The 15,781-nt window shown below is 40.1% G+C and carries 17 protein-coding genes; 14 read left to right on the forward strand and 3 right to left on the reverse strand.

Going from position 1 to position 15,781, the window contains the following annotated elements; genetic code table 11:
- Positions 1 to 8 precede the first annotated feature (8 nt).
- The gene (locus tag LEP1GSC185_RS01915; RefSeq protein ID WP_008591011.1) at positions 9 to 329 is read right to left on the reverse strand and encodes a (2Fe-2S) ferredoxin domain-containing protein; all 321 of its coding nucleotides are present in this window, start codon (positions 327 to 329) and stop codon (positions 9 to 11) included.
- 162 nt (positions 330 to 491) lie between these two features.
- Between LEP1GSC185_RS01915 and LEP1GSC185_RS01920 the strand changes: the two genes are divergently transcribed.
- Positions 492 to 965, forward strand: coding sequence for an LIC13259/LIC11441 family protein (locus LEP1GSC185_RS01920; RefSeq protein WP_008590164.1), 474 nt, complete (start codon positions 492 to 494; stop codon positions 963 to 965).
- Complete coding sequence (locus LEP1GSC185_RS01925; protein WP_008596472.1) at positions 925 to 1,953, forward strand: hypothetical protein; 1,029 nt, start codon at positions 925 to 927, stop codon at positions 1,951 to 1,953. The genes LEP1GSC185_RS01920 and LEP1GSC185_RS01925 overlap by 41 nt, the downstream gene beginning before the upstream one ends.
- 31 nt (positions 1,954 to 1,984) lie before the next feature.
- On the opposite strand, the gene purF is transcribed toward LEP1GSC185_RS01925, so the two are convergent.
- Entirely contained in the window at positions 1,985 to 3,451 is a 1,467-nt protein-coding gene (gene purF, locus LEP1GSC185_RS01930; RefSeq protein ID WP_008591611.1) for an amidophosphoribosyltransferase, read from the reverse strand.
- 40 nt (positions 3,452 to 3,491) lie between these two features.
- Between purF and LEP1GSC185_RS01935 the strand changes: the two genes are divergently transcribed.
- From LEP1GSC185_RS01935 to LEP1GSC185_RS01990, 12 genes are all read left to right on the forward strand, one after another.
- Positions 3,492 to 4,661, forward strand: a complete 1,170-nt coding sequence (locus LEP1GSC185_RS01935; protein ID WP_008591581.1) for a ribonuclease D — start codon at positions 3,492 to 3,494, stop codon at positions 4,659 to 4,661.
- Entirely contained in the window at positions 4,657 to 5,298 is a 642-nt protein-coding gene (locus tag LEP1GSC185_RS01940) for an NUDIX hydrolase (protein WP_415857735.1), read from the forward strand. Before LEP1GSC185_RS01935 ends, LEP1GSC185_RS01940 begins: the two co-directional genes overlap by 5 nt.
- 240 nt (positions 5,299 to 5,538) lie before the next feature.
- Positions 5,539 to 5,712 (forward strand): LIMLP_16695 family PerRB-regulated protein, encoded by a 174-nt coding sequence (locus LEP1GSC185_RS19995; protein ID WP_008591290.1) that lies wholly within the window; start codon positions 5,539 to 5,541, stop codon positions 5,710 to 5,712.
- Positions 5,709 to 6,101: a hypothetical protein gene (locus LEP1GSC185_RS01945; protein WP_008591338.1), complete on the forward strand. Its 393-nt coding sequence runs from the start codon at positions 5,709 to 5,711 to the stop codon at positions 6,099 to 6,101. Before LEP1GSC185_RS19995 ends, LEP1GSC185_RS01945 begins: the two co-directional genes overlap by 4 nt.
- A gap of 51 nt (positions 6,102 to 6,152) precedes the next feature.
- On the forward strand, positions 6,153 to 6,740 hold the full coding sequence (locus tag LEP1GSC185_RS01950) for an RNA polymerase sigma factor (protein ID WP_008589946.1): 588 nt from the start codon (positions 6,153 to 6,155) through the stop codon (positions 6,738 to 6,740).
- Positions 6,721 to 7,089: a hypothetical protein gene (locus LEP1GSC185_RS01955; RefSeq protein ID WP_008591066.1), complete on the forward strand. Its 369-nt coding sequence runs from the start codon at positions 6,721 to 6,723 to the stop codon at positions 7,087 to 7,089. Before LEP1GSC185_RS01950 ends, LEP1GSC185_RS01955 begins: the two co-directional genes overlap by 20 nt.
- The gene (locus LEP1GSC185_RS01960) at positions 7,086 to 7,499 is read left to right on the forward strand and encodes a hypothetical protein (RefSeq protein ID WP_008590412.1); all 414 of its coding nucleotides are present in this window, start codon (positions 7,086 to 7,088) and stop codon (positions 7,497 to 7,499) included. The genes LEP1GSC185_RS01955 and LEP1GSC185_RS01960 overlap by 4 nt, the downstream gene beginning before the upstream one ends.
- 239 nt (positions 7,500 to 7,738) lie before the next feature.
- Complete coding sequence (locus tag LEP1GSC185_RS01970; RefSeq protein WP_008590830.1) at positions 7,739 to 8,443, forward strand: response regulator; 705 nt, start codon at positions 7,739 to 7,741, stop codon at positions 8,441 to 8,443.
- A complete protein-coding gene (locus LEP1GSC185_RS01975) occupies positions 8,433 to 9,824 on the forward strand; it encodes a HAMP domain-containing sensor histidine kinase (RefSeq protein ID WP_008596182.1) in 1,392 nt (463 codons plus the stop codon). The genes LEP1GSC185_RS01970 and LEP1GSC185_RS01975 overlap by 11 nt, the downstream gene beginning before the upstream one ends.
- Before the next feature lie 82 nt (positions 9,825 to 9,906).
- Positions 9,907 to 11,058, forward strand: a complete 1,152-nt coding sequence (gene argJ, locus LEP1GSC185_RS01980) for a bifunctional glutamate N-acetyltransferase/amino-acid acetyltransferase ArgJ (protein ID WP_008589382.1) — start codon at positions 9,907 to 9,909, stop codon at positions 11,056 to 11,058.
- 31 nt (positions 11,059 to 11,089) lie between these two features.
- Complete coding sequence (locus tag LEP1GSC185_RS01985) at positions 11,090 to 12,340, forward strand: hypothetical protein (protein ID WP_008591076.1); 1,251 nt, start codon at positions 11,090 to 11,092, stop codon at positions 12,338 to 12,340.
- Positions 12,337 to 14,697, forward strand: a complete 2,361-nt coding sequence (locus tag LEP1GSC185_RS01990) for a PP2C family protein-serine/threonine phosphatase (RefSeq protein WP_008591525.1) — start codon at positions 12,337 to 12,339, stop codon at positions 14,695 to 14,697. The genes LEP1GSC185_RS01985 and LEP1GSC185_RS01990 overlap by 4 nt, the downstream gene beginning before the upstream one ends.
- Before the next feature lie 419 nt (positions 14,698 to 15,116).
- Here the strand turns inward: LEP1GSC185_RS01990 and LEP1GSC185_RS02000 are convergent, their stop codons facing one another.
- Positions 15,117 to 15,767, reverse strand: coding sequence for a hypothetical protein (locus tag LEP1GSC185_RS02000; protein ID WP_008591609.1), 651 nt, complete (start codon positions 15,765 to 15,767; stop codon positions 15,117 to 15,119).
- Between the last annotated feature and the right edge of the window lie 14 nt (positions 15,768 to 15,781).

The raw sequence follows: 15,781 nt of genomic DNA on the forward strand, positions 1-15,781 counted from the left end.
TTACCCTCTCACTCTTCGTCCTTTAACATCAGATGCTCTATCGCTTCCGGTTTATTTTCTAGTATATGATTTTGTATAAATGCTTCGGCGTCTTCTTGGGTTTTGATGGAGAACCAATGGCCTTTTGGATAAGAAACCTGCACAGGACCCAACTCACAACGATCCAAACATCCTGATTTTTGGATACGGATCTTACCTTTTAATCCGAGTTCTTGTATTCTCTTTTTCATATAAGCGAGCAATTGAGGGGATCCCTTTGGACCACAAGAAGGTCTTTCTCCTTCCGCTCTGACATTCTCACAGACAAAAACATGCTTATCAAAATACATTAGGGCCTTGCCTTTCCTCCTATTTTCCTATATAGCCAAAAGCTTTGAACCCATTTTTTCGGAGATTAGTTTGAAGCTCTAACGGTTGCCAGAACCGAAAAAAGATTTTTTTATGGTCAAGAGGCTTGATTCCCGAGTATTTACTCGTATTTGGAGAATAGGATGAAACGATCCGTAATACTAATTTTATTATACTCATTATTACTTTCTCTTTCCTTTTGCAAAAAGGAAGAGAAGCCTGTATTAGAGACTGAAAAACCTCTTTTCGAAAAAGTTTTGTCGGAAAACGATAAGGTTGTTCAATTTCTCTTAACAACGGAGAGCGTTTCTCCGGATGTAAGCGGATTAATTTCCTCCTTAAATTCTTTAGGAGAAGCAAAAGGTGGCTTGGAATCTTCTGCGCTAGAAATGAAAAATGCACTGGAAGGGGCAAAATCTCCTGATGTGAGAATATCCTTTGAGGCCTACTCCAAGTTTAGCGAAATTTTAGCGAGCACTATGAAGGTCCATGGACTACAGTCCGGAAGAAACCGTTTCTATTGTCCGATGGTCAAAAAGACATGGGTGTTTTCGGGTATGAAAATCCTAAATCCATATGCTCCGGATATGCGTGATTGCGGTGATCTTATTCCCTGAAAACAAAAGACAAAAAGAAAGAACCTGTCTAGCGGGAGTCTCCGAGTCCAAACCCTGTCCCGGAAATTGTAGGGATTTTTATAGGGAATCGAATTGGAATGATTCCGGTGAACAGGCTTGTTTTGCCTTCGAAAAATTGGAAAAATTTTTAGAAGGAGTCAGCTCATTTTCCGTCGGTGCAACTGCATTCCAACAGGCCCCTGCAGATATTTTAGAAAACTTTTCCACAAGGTCCGAAATTGGTTTCGATCTAGTCAGATATTTTCTTTCTATCTCTTCTCCAGACCAAGTCATGTCCACAATCCTGGAGATGGACGACTCATTACTTTATAGGATCGTAAAAGAAGATTTTAAAATATTCCAAAAACTCAGAAAGGAAAAAAAAGTCTTCGGAACTGAAACTAACTTTTTAGATTCGAAAGCCGCACAGTTCTGGAATGGACTCCCTCCGGAAAGGATCTCTAAGTTTATATTATTCTGTCTCAGGACCAAAAAGGATAATATATTCGCAGCCAGATTTTTAGGACTTATGCCGATCGAAACTCTACTTATGTTAGGAGAAACCTTACGGCTCAGTAGAGAAGAAGAAGTGGAACTTTATAAAGGACTAGAAGAATCCTTATACGAATTCCCGATCCGATTTCCGGCAATCTATCCTCATTTGCTGGAATTATTCTCAGAAGATCCAGAGATCAATATTATACTCTCCACTATGGAAGGGCTCGTAGAAAGGAAAGAATCACTATTAAGAGCAAGAGAAGAAGTGCTCAAAATCATAGAAGAATCCGACAAAAAGAACTCTCACCAAGAAGTATTAAATTATCTGAATACTTTGGACAAAGACGCGGCCTTGGAAATTTTAGGGATGTTGGAAGAGCAGAACCATATAGGATTTTCTGAAAAAAGCCTATTGTCCGCTTATATCAAAGGAGAAGAATCCGACTTCATCACCTTCGGAAGAAGGCAACAAGTTTTTAGAGTAAAATAAAGGTCTTAAGATTCCGATCAAACAAAAACTTTCAGACCCTTTCTTCTACCTCGTATTCCTTAAATAAACTCTTTTGGTTCCCCATATCACTCTGGAATTCAACAGGATAATCCGAGGTAAAACAAGCATTGCAGAAACCTCCGCCTCTATGCTCGCTCACCGCTTTGTGCATAGAATCCACCGAGAGATACGCAATGGAATCGACCCTTAAATACTTACGGATCTCTTCGATGGTATGAGTTGCGGCGATCAATTCTTTATGCGTAGGAATGTCTATTCCGTAATAGCAAGGAGAAACAGTAGGAGGCGCGGAAACTCTTAGGTGGATCTCGGTAGCGCCTGCGTTTCGGATCATCTTAATGATCTTACGACTGGTCGTCCCTCTCATGATGGAATCGTCCACGATCACAACACGTTTCCCATCTACTACGTTCTTGACTACGTTGTATTTGATTTTAGCGCCGAAATCTCGGATCTTTTGGTCAGGCTCGATAAAAGTCCTGCCCACATAATGAGAACGGATCAATCCGGATTGAAAAGGAATCCCCGATGCTTCCGAATATCCAAGAGCCGCAATATTTGCAGAGTCCGGAACGGGGATCACAACATCCGCCTCTACAGGAAGTTCCTTAGCAAGTTGGTTTCCGAGCGCCTTACGGACTTTGTAAACCGACTCGCCAAAAATATTGGAATCAGGTCTTGCGAAATAAATATATTCGAAAATACAAAGCGCAGGTTTTGCCGGAGGGAAAGGATAGAAGGAGCGGGTTCCAGTTCTATCCACAACGATCATCTCACCAGGTTCCACATCCCTTTCGTAAGTGGTATCGGTGATATCAAATGCACAGGTCTCGGACGCGAACACAATGGACCCATCGTCCCTTCTTCCCATGACCAAAGGACGGAAACCGTTAGGATCTCTGACGGCAATCAGTTGGTTTTTAGTAAGAACTACAAGAGAATATGCCCCTCTCACTTTTTTCAGCGCGGAAGAAAGTGCGGAAAGCAGATCCGTTTCTCCGGAGCGCGCCATTAGATGGACAATCACTTCTGAGTCGATTGTAGTTTGGAAAATGGAACCTTCTTTTTCCAATTGGGAACGAACCTCCCAGGAATTTACGAGGTTTCCGTTGTGAGCCAGAGCGATCGGCCCTAAATGGGACTCGACTCTGAGAGGTTGAGCGTTCCTTAAAAAGCTCGCCCCGGTTGTAGAATAACGATTATGCCCGATGGCAGCAGTTCCGGTGAGCTCCCGGATCTTACCTTCGGTAAAAATATTGGCTACGAGTCCCATTCCGGCGTAGCGGTAGAGATGTTCTCCGTCGGAGGAAACGATCCCGCTCGATTCTTGGCCTCTATGCTGCATAGAATACAAGCCGAGGTAAGTGAAATTGGCCGCTTCTGGAGAATTAAAAATTCCGAAGATGGCACATTCTTCTTTTGGTTTGTCATCTCGGACTAGGGTCCGTAGACTGGACGTATTGGGAATCGAACTCATGGTCCCCCTTCCGACGCTAGTCTCCCAGGTCGCCTTTTAGATGCAAATACAATCCGATTATATTGTCGTAGACAACGTCCGAAGCCTACAGTTGGCATTGATTACTCTCTCTCAATCCGATTGCCTCTCTATTGATACGGAATCCAGCGGTTATTACACCTACTATTCCAAAGTTTGTCTCATCCAAATATCCTCTAAGGGTAAAAATTATATCTTTGACCCTATTCGTTTGGACGATCTTAACGGATTAGGACCTCTATTCGAGAATCCTAACATTTTAAAAATATTTCATTCCGCTTCGGACGATATTAAAGCTCTGAAAAGAGACTTCGGTTTCAAGTTTATAAACATCGCAGACACGATGTTCAGCTCTCGTTTATTAGACTTAGAACAGAACTCTTTGTTGTATCTTGTGGAACATTACCACAAGGTCAAACTTTCGAAGAAGGAGCAAAAATCCAACTGGGAAAAGCGCCCTCTGGAAAAAAGTCAGCTCCAATACGCTGCCTTGGACACAGTTTATCTGGAATCCATTTGGACTAAAATGGGCGAGGAACTCGGAAAACGTAAATTGTTAGACGAAGCGGTTTCCGAATTCGCAAAAATCGCAGAAGAAGAGCCGGAACCTTTCGAAGGATTTTCCATCAATTTGGAAAAATTCCCCAATGTTCTAGAATTAGGTTCCGACGAAAGAAGGGCTCTTCATGATACTCTAGGCTTCCGAGACGAAAAGGCAAAAAAGTTGAACAAAGCCCCTTTCAGGGTTTGGAACAACGACAAGGTTTTGGAGTTAGTCAAGTCTCGCGGTGAATTGAATAAACTCATAGATATCTTGGGCAAAAAAGACGCCGAAAATTTATACCAGGTTTATAAAAATCCAAGCGGCCCTCCAATCCAGAAAAACGATCTATTCAAAAGATCCATCGAGGATCTATCCGGAGAAGAAGCGGACAGATTCAAAAGATTAAGGCAGTGGAGAGAAACAGTCATGTCCATTCGCCGGATGGGTCACAATTTGATGCCGTCTAATAAGAATATCGCGGAAATTGCAAAAAGAAATCCGAAGACCATCGAAGAGTTAAAAGAGCTAGGTATCTTTTCCAACTGGAAGGTGGAAAATTACGGACCTTCTATTCTGGCAGCAATCCAATCCAAACCGTACGAGACTACCTTGTCAGGTTTGATCCCGATCAAAAAGAAATTTGATTAGATTAGAATTAGATAAACTAAAAAAGGAACTTCCATTTCTACCGGAAGGAGAACCGAATTTGCCGGAGGATGTCGCCCATTCTTCCGTTGTCATGCCTGTATTCCAGAAAAATGGACAAGACGGTTTCCTACTTCAAAAAAGAAATCCGAACCTAATCTCTCATCCTGGACAAATTTCTTTTCCAGGCGGAGTAAAAGATCCGGAAGATAAGAACCTTTTAGTCACAGCTCTCAGAGAATGGGAAGAAGAAATGGGAGCTCCTAATAACGAATTATCCGTGATCGGAAATTATCGAGGGCAGCTCACTCATACCGGATTTCATATCACTCCCTTCTTAGCTCAATATTCCGGAGATTTTAAATTCGAATTCAATCCGGAAGAGGTGGAAAAAATTATTATTCTGGAGCTAGACAGACTTTGGGAGTCTCCCTTTTACAGCATTACTGGAAGAAGGAAACCGGACTCACCTTTGTTAGAAGTATTTTATTTCGATATAGAAGAAGGACTTTTATGGGGAGCCACTGCAAGGATCATAGTGGACTTCTTAAGAGAACATGCTGGCTTTGATCGTTCTCCCATCCTAAGAACCCCTAACCTAAGTTCTGCGCCTTTCTTGGACGTGAAAAAACCGGAATAGTTTCCGCATAAAACGAAAGATCCAAGGTTTTCCATTTTTCTTTCTTTCTATTTTTTTATCTCACCACCCAATTTTTCTTCTAACCATTACGTCTCTAAAAAATGTAGTCCTACGAGGTTTTCCACTTTAGGGATTCCAAAAGTGGACCGAAATTATATACGACATAATTTAAAACCCTTTTCCGGGAGTTTTAAAGTTCGTATTCGAACTTCAAAAGGCATTTTACATAGGAGCATTCCAATGAGCAAAATTAAGGATCTATTTAATTCAGACATCCGCACTAGTTATCTAAAAGAAAGCTGGAAAGAAGAAGACTGGTATGAGTCTCTCGCCGGCAGACCTGGCATAGAACAGAAAATCCCGTACTTTAAAAAAGAAACTTCTCACGTCCAGGTGGCGGTTCTTAGCAGATGACTCCAGAAGAAAAGGAAGCCCTCTTTCGTAGTCTAGAAGAGATCAAGTTCGCTATCCAAGCAAGTCAGCCTGGTGGAGAATATAAAGCGATCCTGTATAGCATTCCGATTGTAGGGATCATCTTCGGATGGTTATTATTATTCTTCTTATTCTTTTGGTGGTATCGTCAAAGAATGGCGATCATCAAAGCAGGCCTCTATCAAAAAGAAAAATTCGATCTGCGTCTTTATTCCTTCTTCTTAGGACTCATACTTACCTTCGTAGGTATAGCTCTTTCCGCTACATTCATTCTAGTATTGGGGAAATCTTTAGCAATGCTCGGCGGATTAATTCCTCTCGGGACCGGCTTAGGCCTTCTCTGTTATTATAAATGGTCGCCTAGAAAGTGAGTCGGTCCTTCCCGTCCGATCCTTCTCTAAGATAGGTTTAGTATTACACCCATGAAACCGGAAGAACCCATCCTATGTGATCCGGAGGATTGGGCTAATATTCAAAAAGTCCTATCCGGAGATTTTGAATCATTCGAACAGCTCGTATTAAAATACGAGGCGATGGTTTATTCTCAGGCCAAAAAAGCGTTCCGTAATGAAACGGAAGCCGAGGACTTTACCCAGGATGTATTTCTAAAAGCATTCGAAGGATTGTCCACATTCAGAGGAAGATCCAAATTCTCGACTTGGGTCTTCTCAATTGCAAGAAATGAGATCATCCGCAGATACCGAAAGGAACACCCTGAAGTGGATGCTCCTATTGATACCTTATCTAACGAGAAGTTAGGAGATAAGTTCTCCTCTCAAGAATCCGAAGTATTGGAAAAAGAAACCACCGAAAAGATAAGATCGCTGGTGGATAAATTACCCGAACTATATAGAAAACCTATATCGTTACACTACTTCGAGAATATGTCCTATAAAGATATCTCCGAAAATTTAAACTTGAAAATGAACACATTAAAGAGTTATATTTTTCGAGGGAAAGAAATCCTACGCGATTGGCTGAAAAAAGACGATGAGCACGGAAAAAGATAAACTTCCCGACGAGTTGCGGGAGCAACTGGATTTTTTTGTAAAACCTCCGGAAGGCAGGGTGAACGACGACGTACCGCCTATGCTTAAGAAAAAAGTAATGCTTCATTTAATCCATCTGAGGCATATCCGGTTGATCTTGATCACAATTCTGATCTTGGCCTTTTCTCCTCTTAGCGTTCTACTTTTTATGGATTGGAATTTTCTCTTCCAAACTGGGATTTTACACGGAATTTTAGCGACTAGCGGCTTTTTGTTCCTGCTTTTTACGGTCCTGATAGGGATTTATCTTGTGCAAAATAAGAGTCCTTATACCAAGGAATGGAAAAACAAGTTAGGATTCGACGAATGAAATATTTCAGTTTTGGGATCGCCTTTTCTTTATTGCTTACCTTCGGAAACCAGATCTCCGCACAAGAAAAACAATCCGCGACCAAATTAACTGCAAAAGAATTCTTAGAAATGAAGTTAGACTCCGTCTTCCCTCTTATCCAAAACATGAGCAAACAGGAAGCGGATGTTCTAATCACCCAGATCAGAGAAGAAGCCAGAAAGTCCTGGGCCCAGTCGGATAATTATTTTTTCTTAGTCGAACACCTAACCACTATCAAAGCGATCGAAGAAGAACAGAACAGATTAAAAGGTCTTCTTTGGGTCTATGTTTTAGGCCTGGCACTATTTTCCGGATTTGTTCTTTATGTCCTCTTCCGTCAAAGAAAGCTAATCAACGAATTAAACGAAATTATTAAGGACCGGGACTAAACAAGAATCCTGTCTAATATATAACGCAAAAAGGAAGAGATTCCTTTTTGTTTACTGGTTGTCACAAGAACAAGCTCCGAATATTCTTTTTCCGGCGATTGTAATGTTTGTGTAAACCTTTTGTAACGATTTTCTGACAATCTGAAGGGATGGAACCTATCCAAATCCAAGGATCCTCCTCCCCGACGACTAACGACAAAAATCCTCCGAGGCGTAGGAGAAAGAGCTTCAGCGAATTTATGAAAAATGCTTCCGGCAGCCCAGGCCAAAAAATCCTCGTAGTAGACGATGAAGAGGATATCGCAGAACTGATCAAATTTCATCTAGAAGAGAACGGTTACCAAGTAGACACCTGTCAAAACGGTTTAGAGGTGCTTCCTAGGATCGAAAAAAATCTTCCAGACTTAGTAGTATTGGACCTAATGCTACCAGGTATTGGTGGAATGGATCTTTGCAAAAGGATCAAAGAAAAATATTCTCTGCCGATCATCATGGTCACCGCAAAATCAGGTGAGACGGACGCAGTTTTAGGATTAGAACTTGGCGCAGACGATTACGTTAGAAAGCCATTCTCCACCAGAGAACTCATCGCAAGAGTTCGTTCCGTATTGAGAAGATCGGGAGAAGGAGAAGACGAGCAAGACCAAGAAGGAAATATCACCGTCGGCAAAATTTTCCTGAACCCAAAAGCTCATAAAGTATTCATCAATAACGAAGAAATCGATCTTACGTTGATCGAGTATAAGATTCTCTATCTATTTATGACCAACACAGGCGTCGCATTTACCAGAGACAAACTTTTAGATAAGGTTTGGGGTAAGGATATTTACGTGACGGATCGTGCCGTAGATGTTAATATTAAAAGACTCCGTGACAAACTAGGAGAAGAGAAGGAGAGGTTGGAAACCATCCGCGGGATCGGTTACAGATTCAATGAGGCGTAGCTTATTTTCTAAACTACTCTTAAGTAACTGGCTTCTACTCGTTTTCCTCATGGCTGTTGCGGGGATCGTCCTCTTTTTAGAGGACCTGATCAACCCCGACCTAAAGATACTTTTATTTTCCGCTTATATCTTATTGGCGATGTTCGGGACTTTTTATATGTCCTTCTCCATTGCCAGAAGTGTAACACAAACGCTTAACCAGATCGAAATGAAGACGGGAGAGATCAACGCGGGAGATTTCGGCTCCGAGTTAAACCTTCCTGAGATCCAAGAGTTAGCCGATCTTGCAGTTTCCATCAATCTGATGTCCGGACGTTTAAAACACCAATTCGTGGACCTTACCATCGAAAAGGAAAAGTTCGATTCAGTATTACAAAATTTGAAGGAAGGAGTATTCTCCGTAGATCTGGAAGGCTCCATCGTTTTTCAGAACAGGAGTATCCCTGGCTCTTTGATCGAACCTAATTCAGGTTCCAGAAAGGTAGAGGACGCAGTCAAAGATCCTCGGTTATTGGACTTTATCAAAAAGAATCTTTCCGGAAAGGGCGAACCTAAAACGGAATTAGATCTAAGCCAAAATTTCTACGCAATCAAAATGTATCCTCTTAGAACGAACGGAAACATCCTGATGTTCATCGGTGTGATCCGAAATATCACCGAAGAAAAACAATCTTATCTGATAAGAGAACAGTTCGTTCAAAACGCTTCTCACGAATTAAAAACACCTATCACTTCCATCAAAGGTTATACGGAAACTTTATTAGGCCGTTTAAAACTTTTGGAAGACAGTCACGAAAAAAGATTTTTAGACGCAATCTCTAGAAACACGGACAGAATGGTCCGCATCGTAGAAGACATGCTTACTATCACCAGGATAGAAAATCAAAGTGCAATCGCTCAACCTGAGGAATTCACGTTAAAGTCCTTAGTAGAAAACCTTTCTTTCACAGTGGACGGTCTTATTTCTCCCAAAGGACAGAAACTCGTGGTAGATATGCCTTCTCCGCTAACTATCTCTGCTGACTGGGTCCTTTTGGAACATATGCTCTTAAACTTGATCTCGAACGCATCTTCTTATTCTCCGGATGATAAAACGATCACTCTAAAGATCGCAAAGGTAGAGCCTGACTCTGTGAATTTTCAGGTCATAGACCAAGGGATCGGAATCAAAGACGAGGATAAGGAAAGGATTTTTGAAAGATTCTTCCGAGTGGATAAGAACAGATCCAGAAAAGAAGGCGGAACTGGCCTTGGACTTTCTATCGTGAAACATATTGTACGATTACATCACGGTTCTGTCAAAGTTTTCGATAATCCGGAAGGCGGGACGATCTTCTCCGTCACCCTTCCGTTAGTGTATTCTGAAATTTCAGAAGTTTGAAATCCGAGCATTTGCTCGGAATACGCTTTTCCTAAAACAGCCCCAAAGCGAATATAGAGATTCTATATAGAAAGGTTAGAACATGGATTATCCTAGGGGCTTTTATTCATTCGGCAAAAATATAGGTATTAAAGACAAAACTAAAGACTTCGGAGTGATCTATTCCGAAAAACCTTGTAAGGCAGCCGCTGTATTTACTAAAAATAATTTCCCGGGCGCTCCAGTCATCGTAGGCAAAGAACATATACGAGACGGAGTTTTGCAAGCTGTAGTCATCAATTCTAAAAACTCGAATGTTGCCACAGGAGAGAAAGGAATCTTAAACTCCAAACAGATCTGTTCCGAGATCGCAAAATCACTCGGTATCGCAGAAACTTCCGTGCTACCTTCTTCCACAGGAGTGATTGGAGTTCCTCTTCCAATGCAGGTAATTCTTCCCTCATGCTCACAAGCAAAATCGAATCTGAAACCTGGTAATTTAGAGGAAGTAGCGGAAGCTATCATGACCACGGATACTCGTAGAAAAATTTCCGTAAGAAAAATCAAATCTTCTAATGGAGAAGCTGTTATCTTCGGTATGGCAAAGGGTGCCGGGATGATAGAGCCGAATATGGCTACTATGCTCTCATATATTCTCACTGATGCTGAGATACAAGGAGAAGTTTATCCGGTCCTAAAAGATTGTGTGGACTTAAGTTTTAATTGTATCACAATAGATTCGGATACTTCTACATCCGATACAGTTGCTTTGCTTAGTAACGGCCTTGCCGGTTCCGTCGATGCAAATGAATTCAAATCCGCACTTTTAGAAATATGCACCGATCTTGCTAAAGAAGTGGCGAGAGATGGAGAGGGTGCGACTAAATTGATAGAAGTCCGCATCAAAAAATCCAAAGACGAATCACAAGCTAGAAAGATCGGAAAATCCATCCTAAATTCTCCGTTGATCAAAACCGCAATTTATGGAGGAGATCCGAATTGGGGAAGATTGGTTATGGCAGTCGGTAAAGTTTTCGATGAGCCCATCCCTTTCGACTCTTTGGAAATTTATTTCGGGGGACTTCCGGTCAAAGGTGCCGATCAGGAAACCCTCAAAAAATTATCGGAGTATCTAAAAAAGAATTCCGAGATCTTCGTCGATGTGGTATTGAATACCGGAAACAAAGAGATGGTGTTCTGGGGATGCGACCTGACCGAAGGTTACGTAAAGGAAAACGCATACTACACAACCTAAGTTTGTCGAATCCGTATCGAATCCCTGAAACGTGAAGACCTATTTTTCAGATCTACGACTTATCTCTTCGGCTATTACTGTAGCTGTACGATTACTTTCCGTATTCGTAGTCCTAGGTTTATATGAACTTAGTATTTACGTTCTTCCTAAAGAAATTGAATTCGTAAGCGAGATAGCGGTACTTCTGTGTTTGGTCTTTGGGGTTTTTGCGATATTACCTATCCAAGAAAAAATTTCGGGCTTCTTAAAGTCCACATTCGTTTCCGAATATTTAAGCGATGATCCAGGCTCCTCTAGACTGGCTCACAGAAGATTCGATTCCGAAGGATTGATCAAAAACGTATTTCCAGAATTGGTGAGATTGACCAATAGCAATTTCGGAAAGTTAGCGATCTTAAAGAATGATCTTGTCCATTATGAATTGTATACATACGCACACAAAAAACAAAGAAAGGTTAATACGTTAGAAGGGATCAACCCTAGGGCGGCGCTTCTCACTTATATTTTGAACAAAAGATCCGGAGCAATGATAGGAGAACCCGACCAAAATAAAATTATCAACGAGGACTTTGTAAGTTTAAGAGCGAATTTCATTCTTCCTTTCGTATTCCGAGAAAAACTTTTCGGCTTTTTAGCAGTTTCTAATATTCCAAAAGACAATGTAAGGCACGAACTAGGTTTTTTGGCCGGAAAATGCGCTTTGGCCGTCCACAACCAGATACTCTCCTCTCAGATCGCAGAAAACAAAAAATATAGAAAAGAATTGGAGAATGCCGGCAAGATCCGCAAGTTTTTAGAATCTCCAGAACCTCCCATGGTGGGAGATGTCAAAATTGATCTGTTGTCCAGAGAGCCAGGGGAACTTTTGGAATTCTTTCAAAGTCCTTCCGGAGATTTTTATTTCGTATTCTTACGTTTAAGCGTAACAAACGCAGTTTCTGTTTTAGCACTTTGTTATATACTGGGAACCTTATATTCTTCCAGAATAAACGGAGAATTAAAGAATATTCTCCAGATCAAATCCTTGGTAGAAGATAACTTAAAAGAGATCTCATGGACGGAGAGATACGATCTTGCAGTAGGAATGGTGGAAAAAGAAACGGGTAAGATCTCTCTCAGATTCGTGGGAAAAAATTTCAAATTATTCGATGCTTCTAAACCGGACCGCAACTTAGCCTCCATCGGTTGGGAGAATATTGAAACTCCAGGCAAAGACGCACTCTTCTTAACTTGGAACGATCGTAATATAATTTCATTTCACCATTTGGGGATACAGCCGTGAGAAATATTCTAATCGTATTTCTTTCAGTGATCCTTTTCAGCTTAATCCTCTTTTCCGGATTATTGAACTCTTACTCTAAAGAAGCAAGGCTTCCTTTTTATTTTTATCCTAACGGAAAGATCGCAGTATCGAATGGATCCTATACTGATTTAGTCGGAATGAAGATCGACTTAATCGAATATGAGATCGTTCGAAAGTTAGGAGCAGATTATGGATTATCCGGTCACTCCTTTCATTTTTTTGCAAAAGAAGGAAGTATCGTTAAAAGCCTAACCTTGGACATGAGGTCTTCTTTCGAAGTACTAAAGGACTTTCTACCGGACATATTTCTGTCTTTATTATATTTCTTAGTAGCGATCTGGTTTTTCTTTTATACAAGGGACTTATACATTTTCTTATTATTCGGATCTTTATCCTCACTGTTCTTATTTAATTTCTTCTTGTTAGCGTTCCATGATTTCCTTTTCCCATTTTTCTTTTTCTTATACTTTACCGGATTCTTGATCTTAGATGTTTCTTTCAGATTAAGAGGAAAGGAGATCCCATCTAGATGGTTTGCGCCTCAGGTAATTTTTTCCTTAGTCGCAGGATTTGTGGGTCTTTCTCAGAAAGGAAATCCGGATCTTTTCCAGTTCTTATCCGTAAACGGAGGGTATTTTAATGTTTTCTCCGCGGGAATTTGTATTTTGCAGTTGGTATTCCATACATTTAGGAACAAAGGAAATTTTCAGGAAGTTTCTAAGAAGTTAAGTATCGTTCTAGCATTCTTCTTAATTACCATCGTTCCATTCGTAATGGCGGAGTTTGGATCCACTAAAAGTTTTTTCATGATCCGCCCGTATTTGATGGCCGCTTTGATCTTATTTCCGGTCCTGATCATATTCGGAACCTACACTTATTCCTTAGTTCCAGTCCAGATCGCTTTCAGCTCTTCCTTAACATCTATCTATTCTATCTTGATCTTAACCTTCGGATATTTATTTGGGTTAGAGTTTTTTGTAAGATGGAACCCAGGATTTTTAGGAAAGCACCAAAGAGAATGGAATTTATTCTACGTAGTGGTCGCAGCCTACTTCTTAGGTTCTCTGAACAATAAATTGTATAAGTGGATAGATTATTGGAGTTTTCGGAACAATCCAAAACTTCACACAGCATTAGAAGAATTATCCGTAATGATAGGCGCTCCTATCTCCATGAGGGCCACAATCAATAACCTGATCCGAAGACTTGTAGACGCTTTAGAAGTAAAAAAACTCCAGATATTGATCCCTGCGGATAAATTTTCCGGAACAGATCTAAGAAATATCAACTTTATTCGAATTCCTTACGGATCGGAGATTTGGACCTATTTCGAAGATCATACTGAGGTTACGATCACTTCTCATCTTGCTTATGGGTTAGGGATCAGAGAGTCCGTATTCAAATTTTTAAATCAGATGGAAGTCCAACTAGCGTATCCTTTATTCAATTTTGAAAAAGGGAAAGAGGTTATTGCTGTATTTTTGGTCGGAGAAAAGATCAATCGTAAGAATTTCACACTGGGTGAACTTAGATTTTTAAAAGAATGTACTAGATTAGCGTCCTTGTTAATTCGAAACTACTCTCTATTAGTAGATGAAGTTGAGAAAAAAAGGATCGTTAGAGACCTGAACATGGCAGCGGTCTTGGATAAAACTCTTCATTTACCTGAGTTAGAAACCATAAAATCGGTTCAATTAGGCTATTTTACCCTTCCAGCAGTAGGAATATCAGGAGATTACCTAGATATTCTTAAACTTTCTCCTAAAAAGCAGTTATTGTTCTTGGGAGATGTTTCAGGACATGGACTCGGGTCAGGCTATCTAGTTTCTGCTGTAAGAGGAATTATTCGCCGTCAATTGGGCAATTCTTCTTCTCTTCCTGATATTTTTAGAGCGATTAACTTGTTTTTGATCGAGAGATATAGAGGAAGCGAGTTCATGACTTCCATTGCAGGGATATATAACGCTAGCGATGGCGCATTCTCATTCGTAAATGCAGGTCATACACCGCCGATTTGTATTCGAAAAGGTGGAAGAATAGAACTAAGAAACGAAACTCAAAGAGTCTTAGGCGTTCTACCAACGGATTATAGAATCTTAACTATTCATTTGAATCCGGGTGATAAATTAGTTTTGTTTACCGACGGAGTGACTGAAACGTTCGATGAGAACGAAGAAATCTTCGGAGAAGAGAATCTTTTAAGAATATTATCCTTAAATCATGATAAAGATGCCCAATCGCTAGCTGATCTTATTAAAAAAACGCTAGAAGAGTTTAGAAATTACAAAGAACCTAGCGATGATATCTCTTTTGTTTGTCTAGAAGTCTCCGAATAAGTATCACTTAGTGTGAAATCAACTTCTTAAAATTTTTTTCCTAAAATTAATTAAAATACTTTACAATGAAAAGTAAATTGCTTAATTATGTCACTATCCAAGAGCTTTCTTGATCTATCATATTATATGAAGAGCAATAAAGTTCTAATACATGGAGGACGTCAATGGTTGCAAAAAAGAAAGCAGTCAAGAAAGCAGCTAAGAAAAAAGTAGCTAAGAAAAAAGCTGCTAAGAAGAAAGTTGCGAAAAAGAAATAACTAACTTCAACAACATCTCTTCTGTACTTGATACGGAAGAAATGAAGCTTAAAACCCGCTTCTTTGAGGCGGGTTTTTTCTTTTATAGCCCTTCTTAATTAGTATTTTCCGATTTTCTAACTGATTGTGTTGTAAAAAAACAACACTTTAAGGTGTGATCACTTAAAGATTTAGATATTTCATCACATCTTTCATCTCATCTCTGAGATCCGGCAGTGTATTTCCGTAATTTTTAACTAGTTTTGCTTCTCCTTCTTCTGAAATTTCGAATAATCTATACTCTTTTTCAGTTTTAGGAGAGTTCTCTAACTTAAAAAACTTAACAGCATGCTTGCTATAGCGGTTATAAGCGGTGAATTTATGATAATAGAAGCCTTCTTTCTTTGAATTTACCGGATAAGGAAGGTAATATTCAGCTCCTAATACTAAAATATTCGGCGTAACCACTGCCATTCTAGTCCAAGTAGCAAGATTTAAGGGATAATTCTCCGCTAGATAAGCTTTTTTATGGTTCTTTTCCCAAACGTTTAAGATTTTTTTGCGGCTTTCATCCGCCTGTTTATATCTTTCCAAGCCGTTCAAACAGATTTCCATCAGGGAAAGAAGCTGTAACGACTCAGAATTAGATGACTGAAGTTCTTTTTGGACTAGTTTTTTAGCGGAGATGAAGTCCTGAGAGTATATATTCTCCCAGATTTTTTCGATATTCGCCGCAGAATTCTTTTCTTGAGTGTTTAAACTTGGATTTAAAAAGCTAAACGCTAAGAATAAGCCGAGAAAATTTAGAAATCGCCTAGAGATAAAGTCCTTCATTCCAAAATTAATCC

Origin of the sequence: Leptospira licerasiae serovar Varillal str. VAR 010 (genome assembly GCF_000244755.1) — a bacterium.
Taxonomy (GTDB): Bacteria; Spirochaetota; Leptospiria; order Leptospirales; family Leptospiraceae; genus Leptospira_B; species Leptospira_B licerasiae.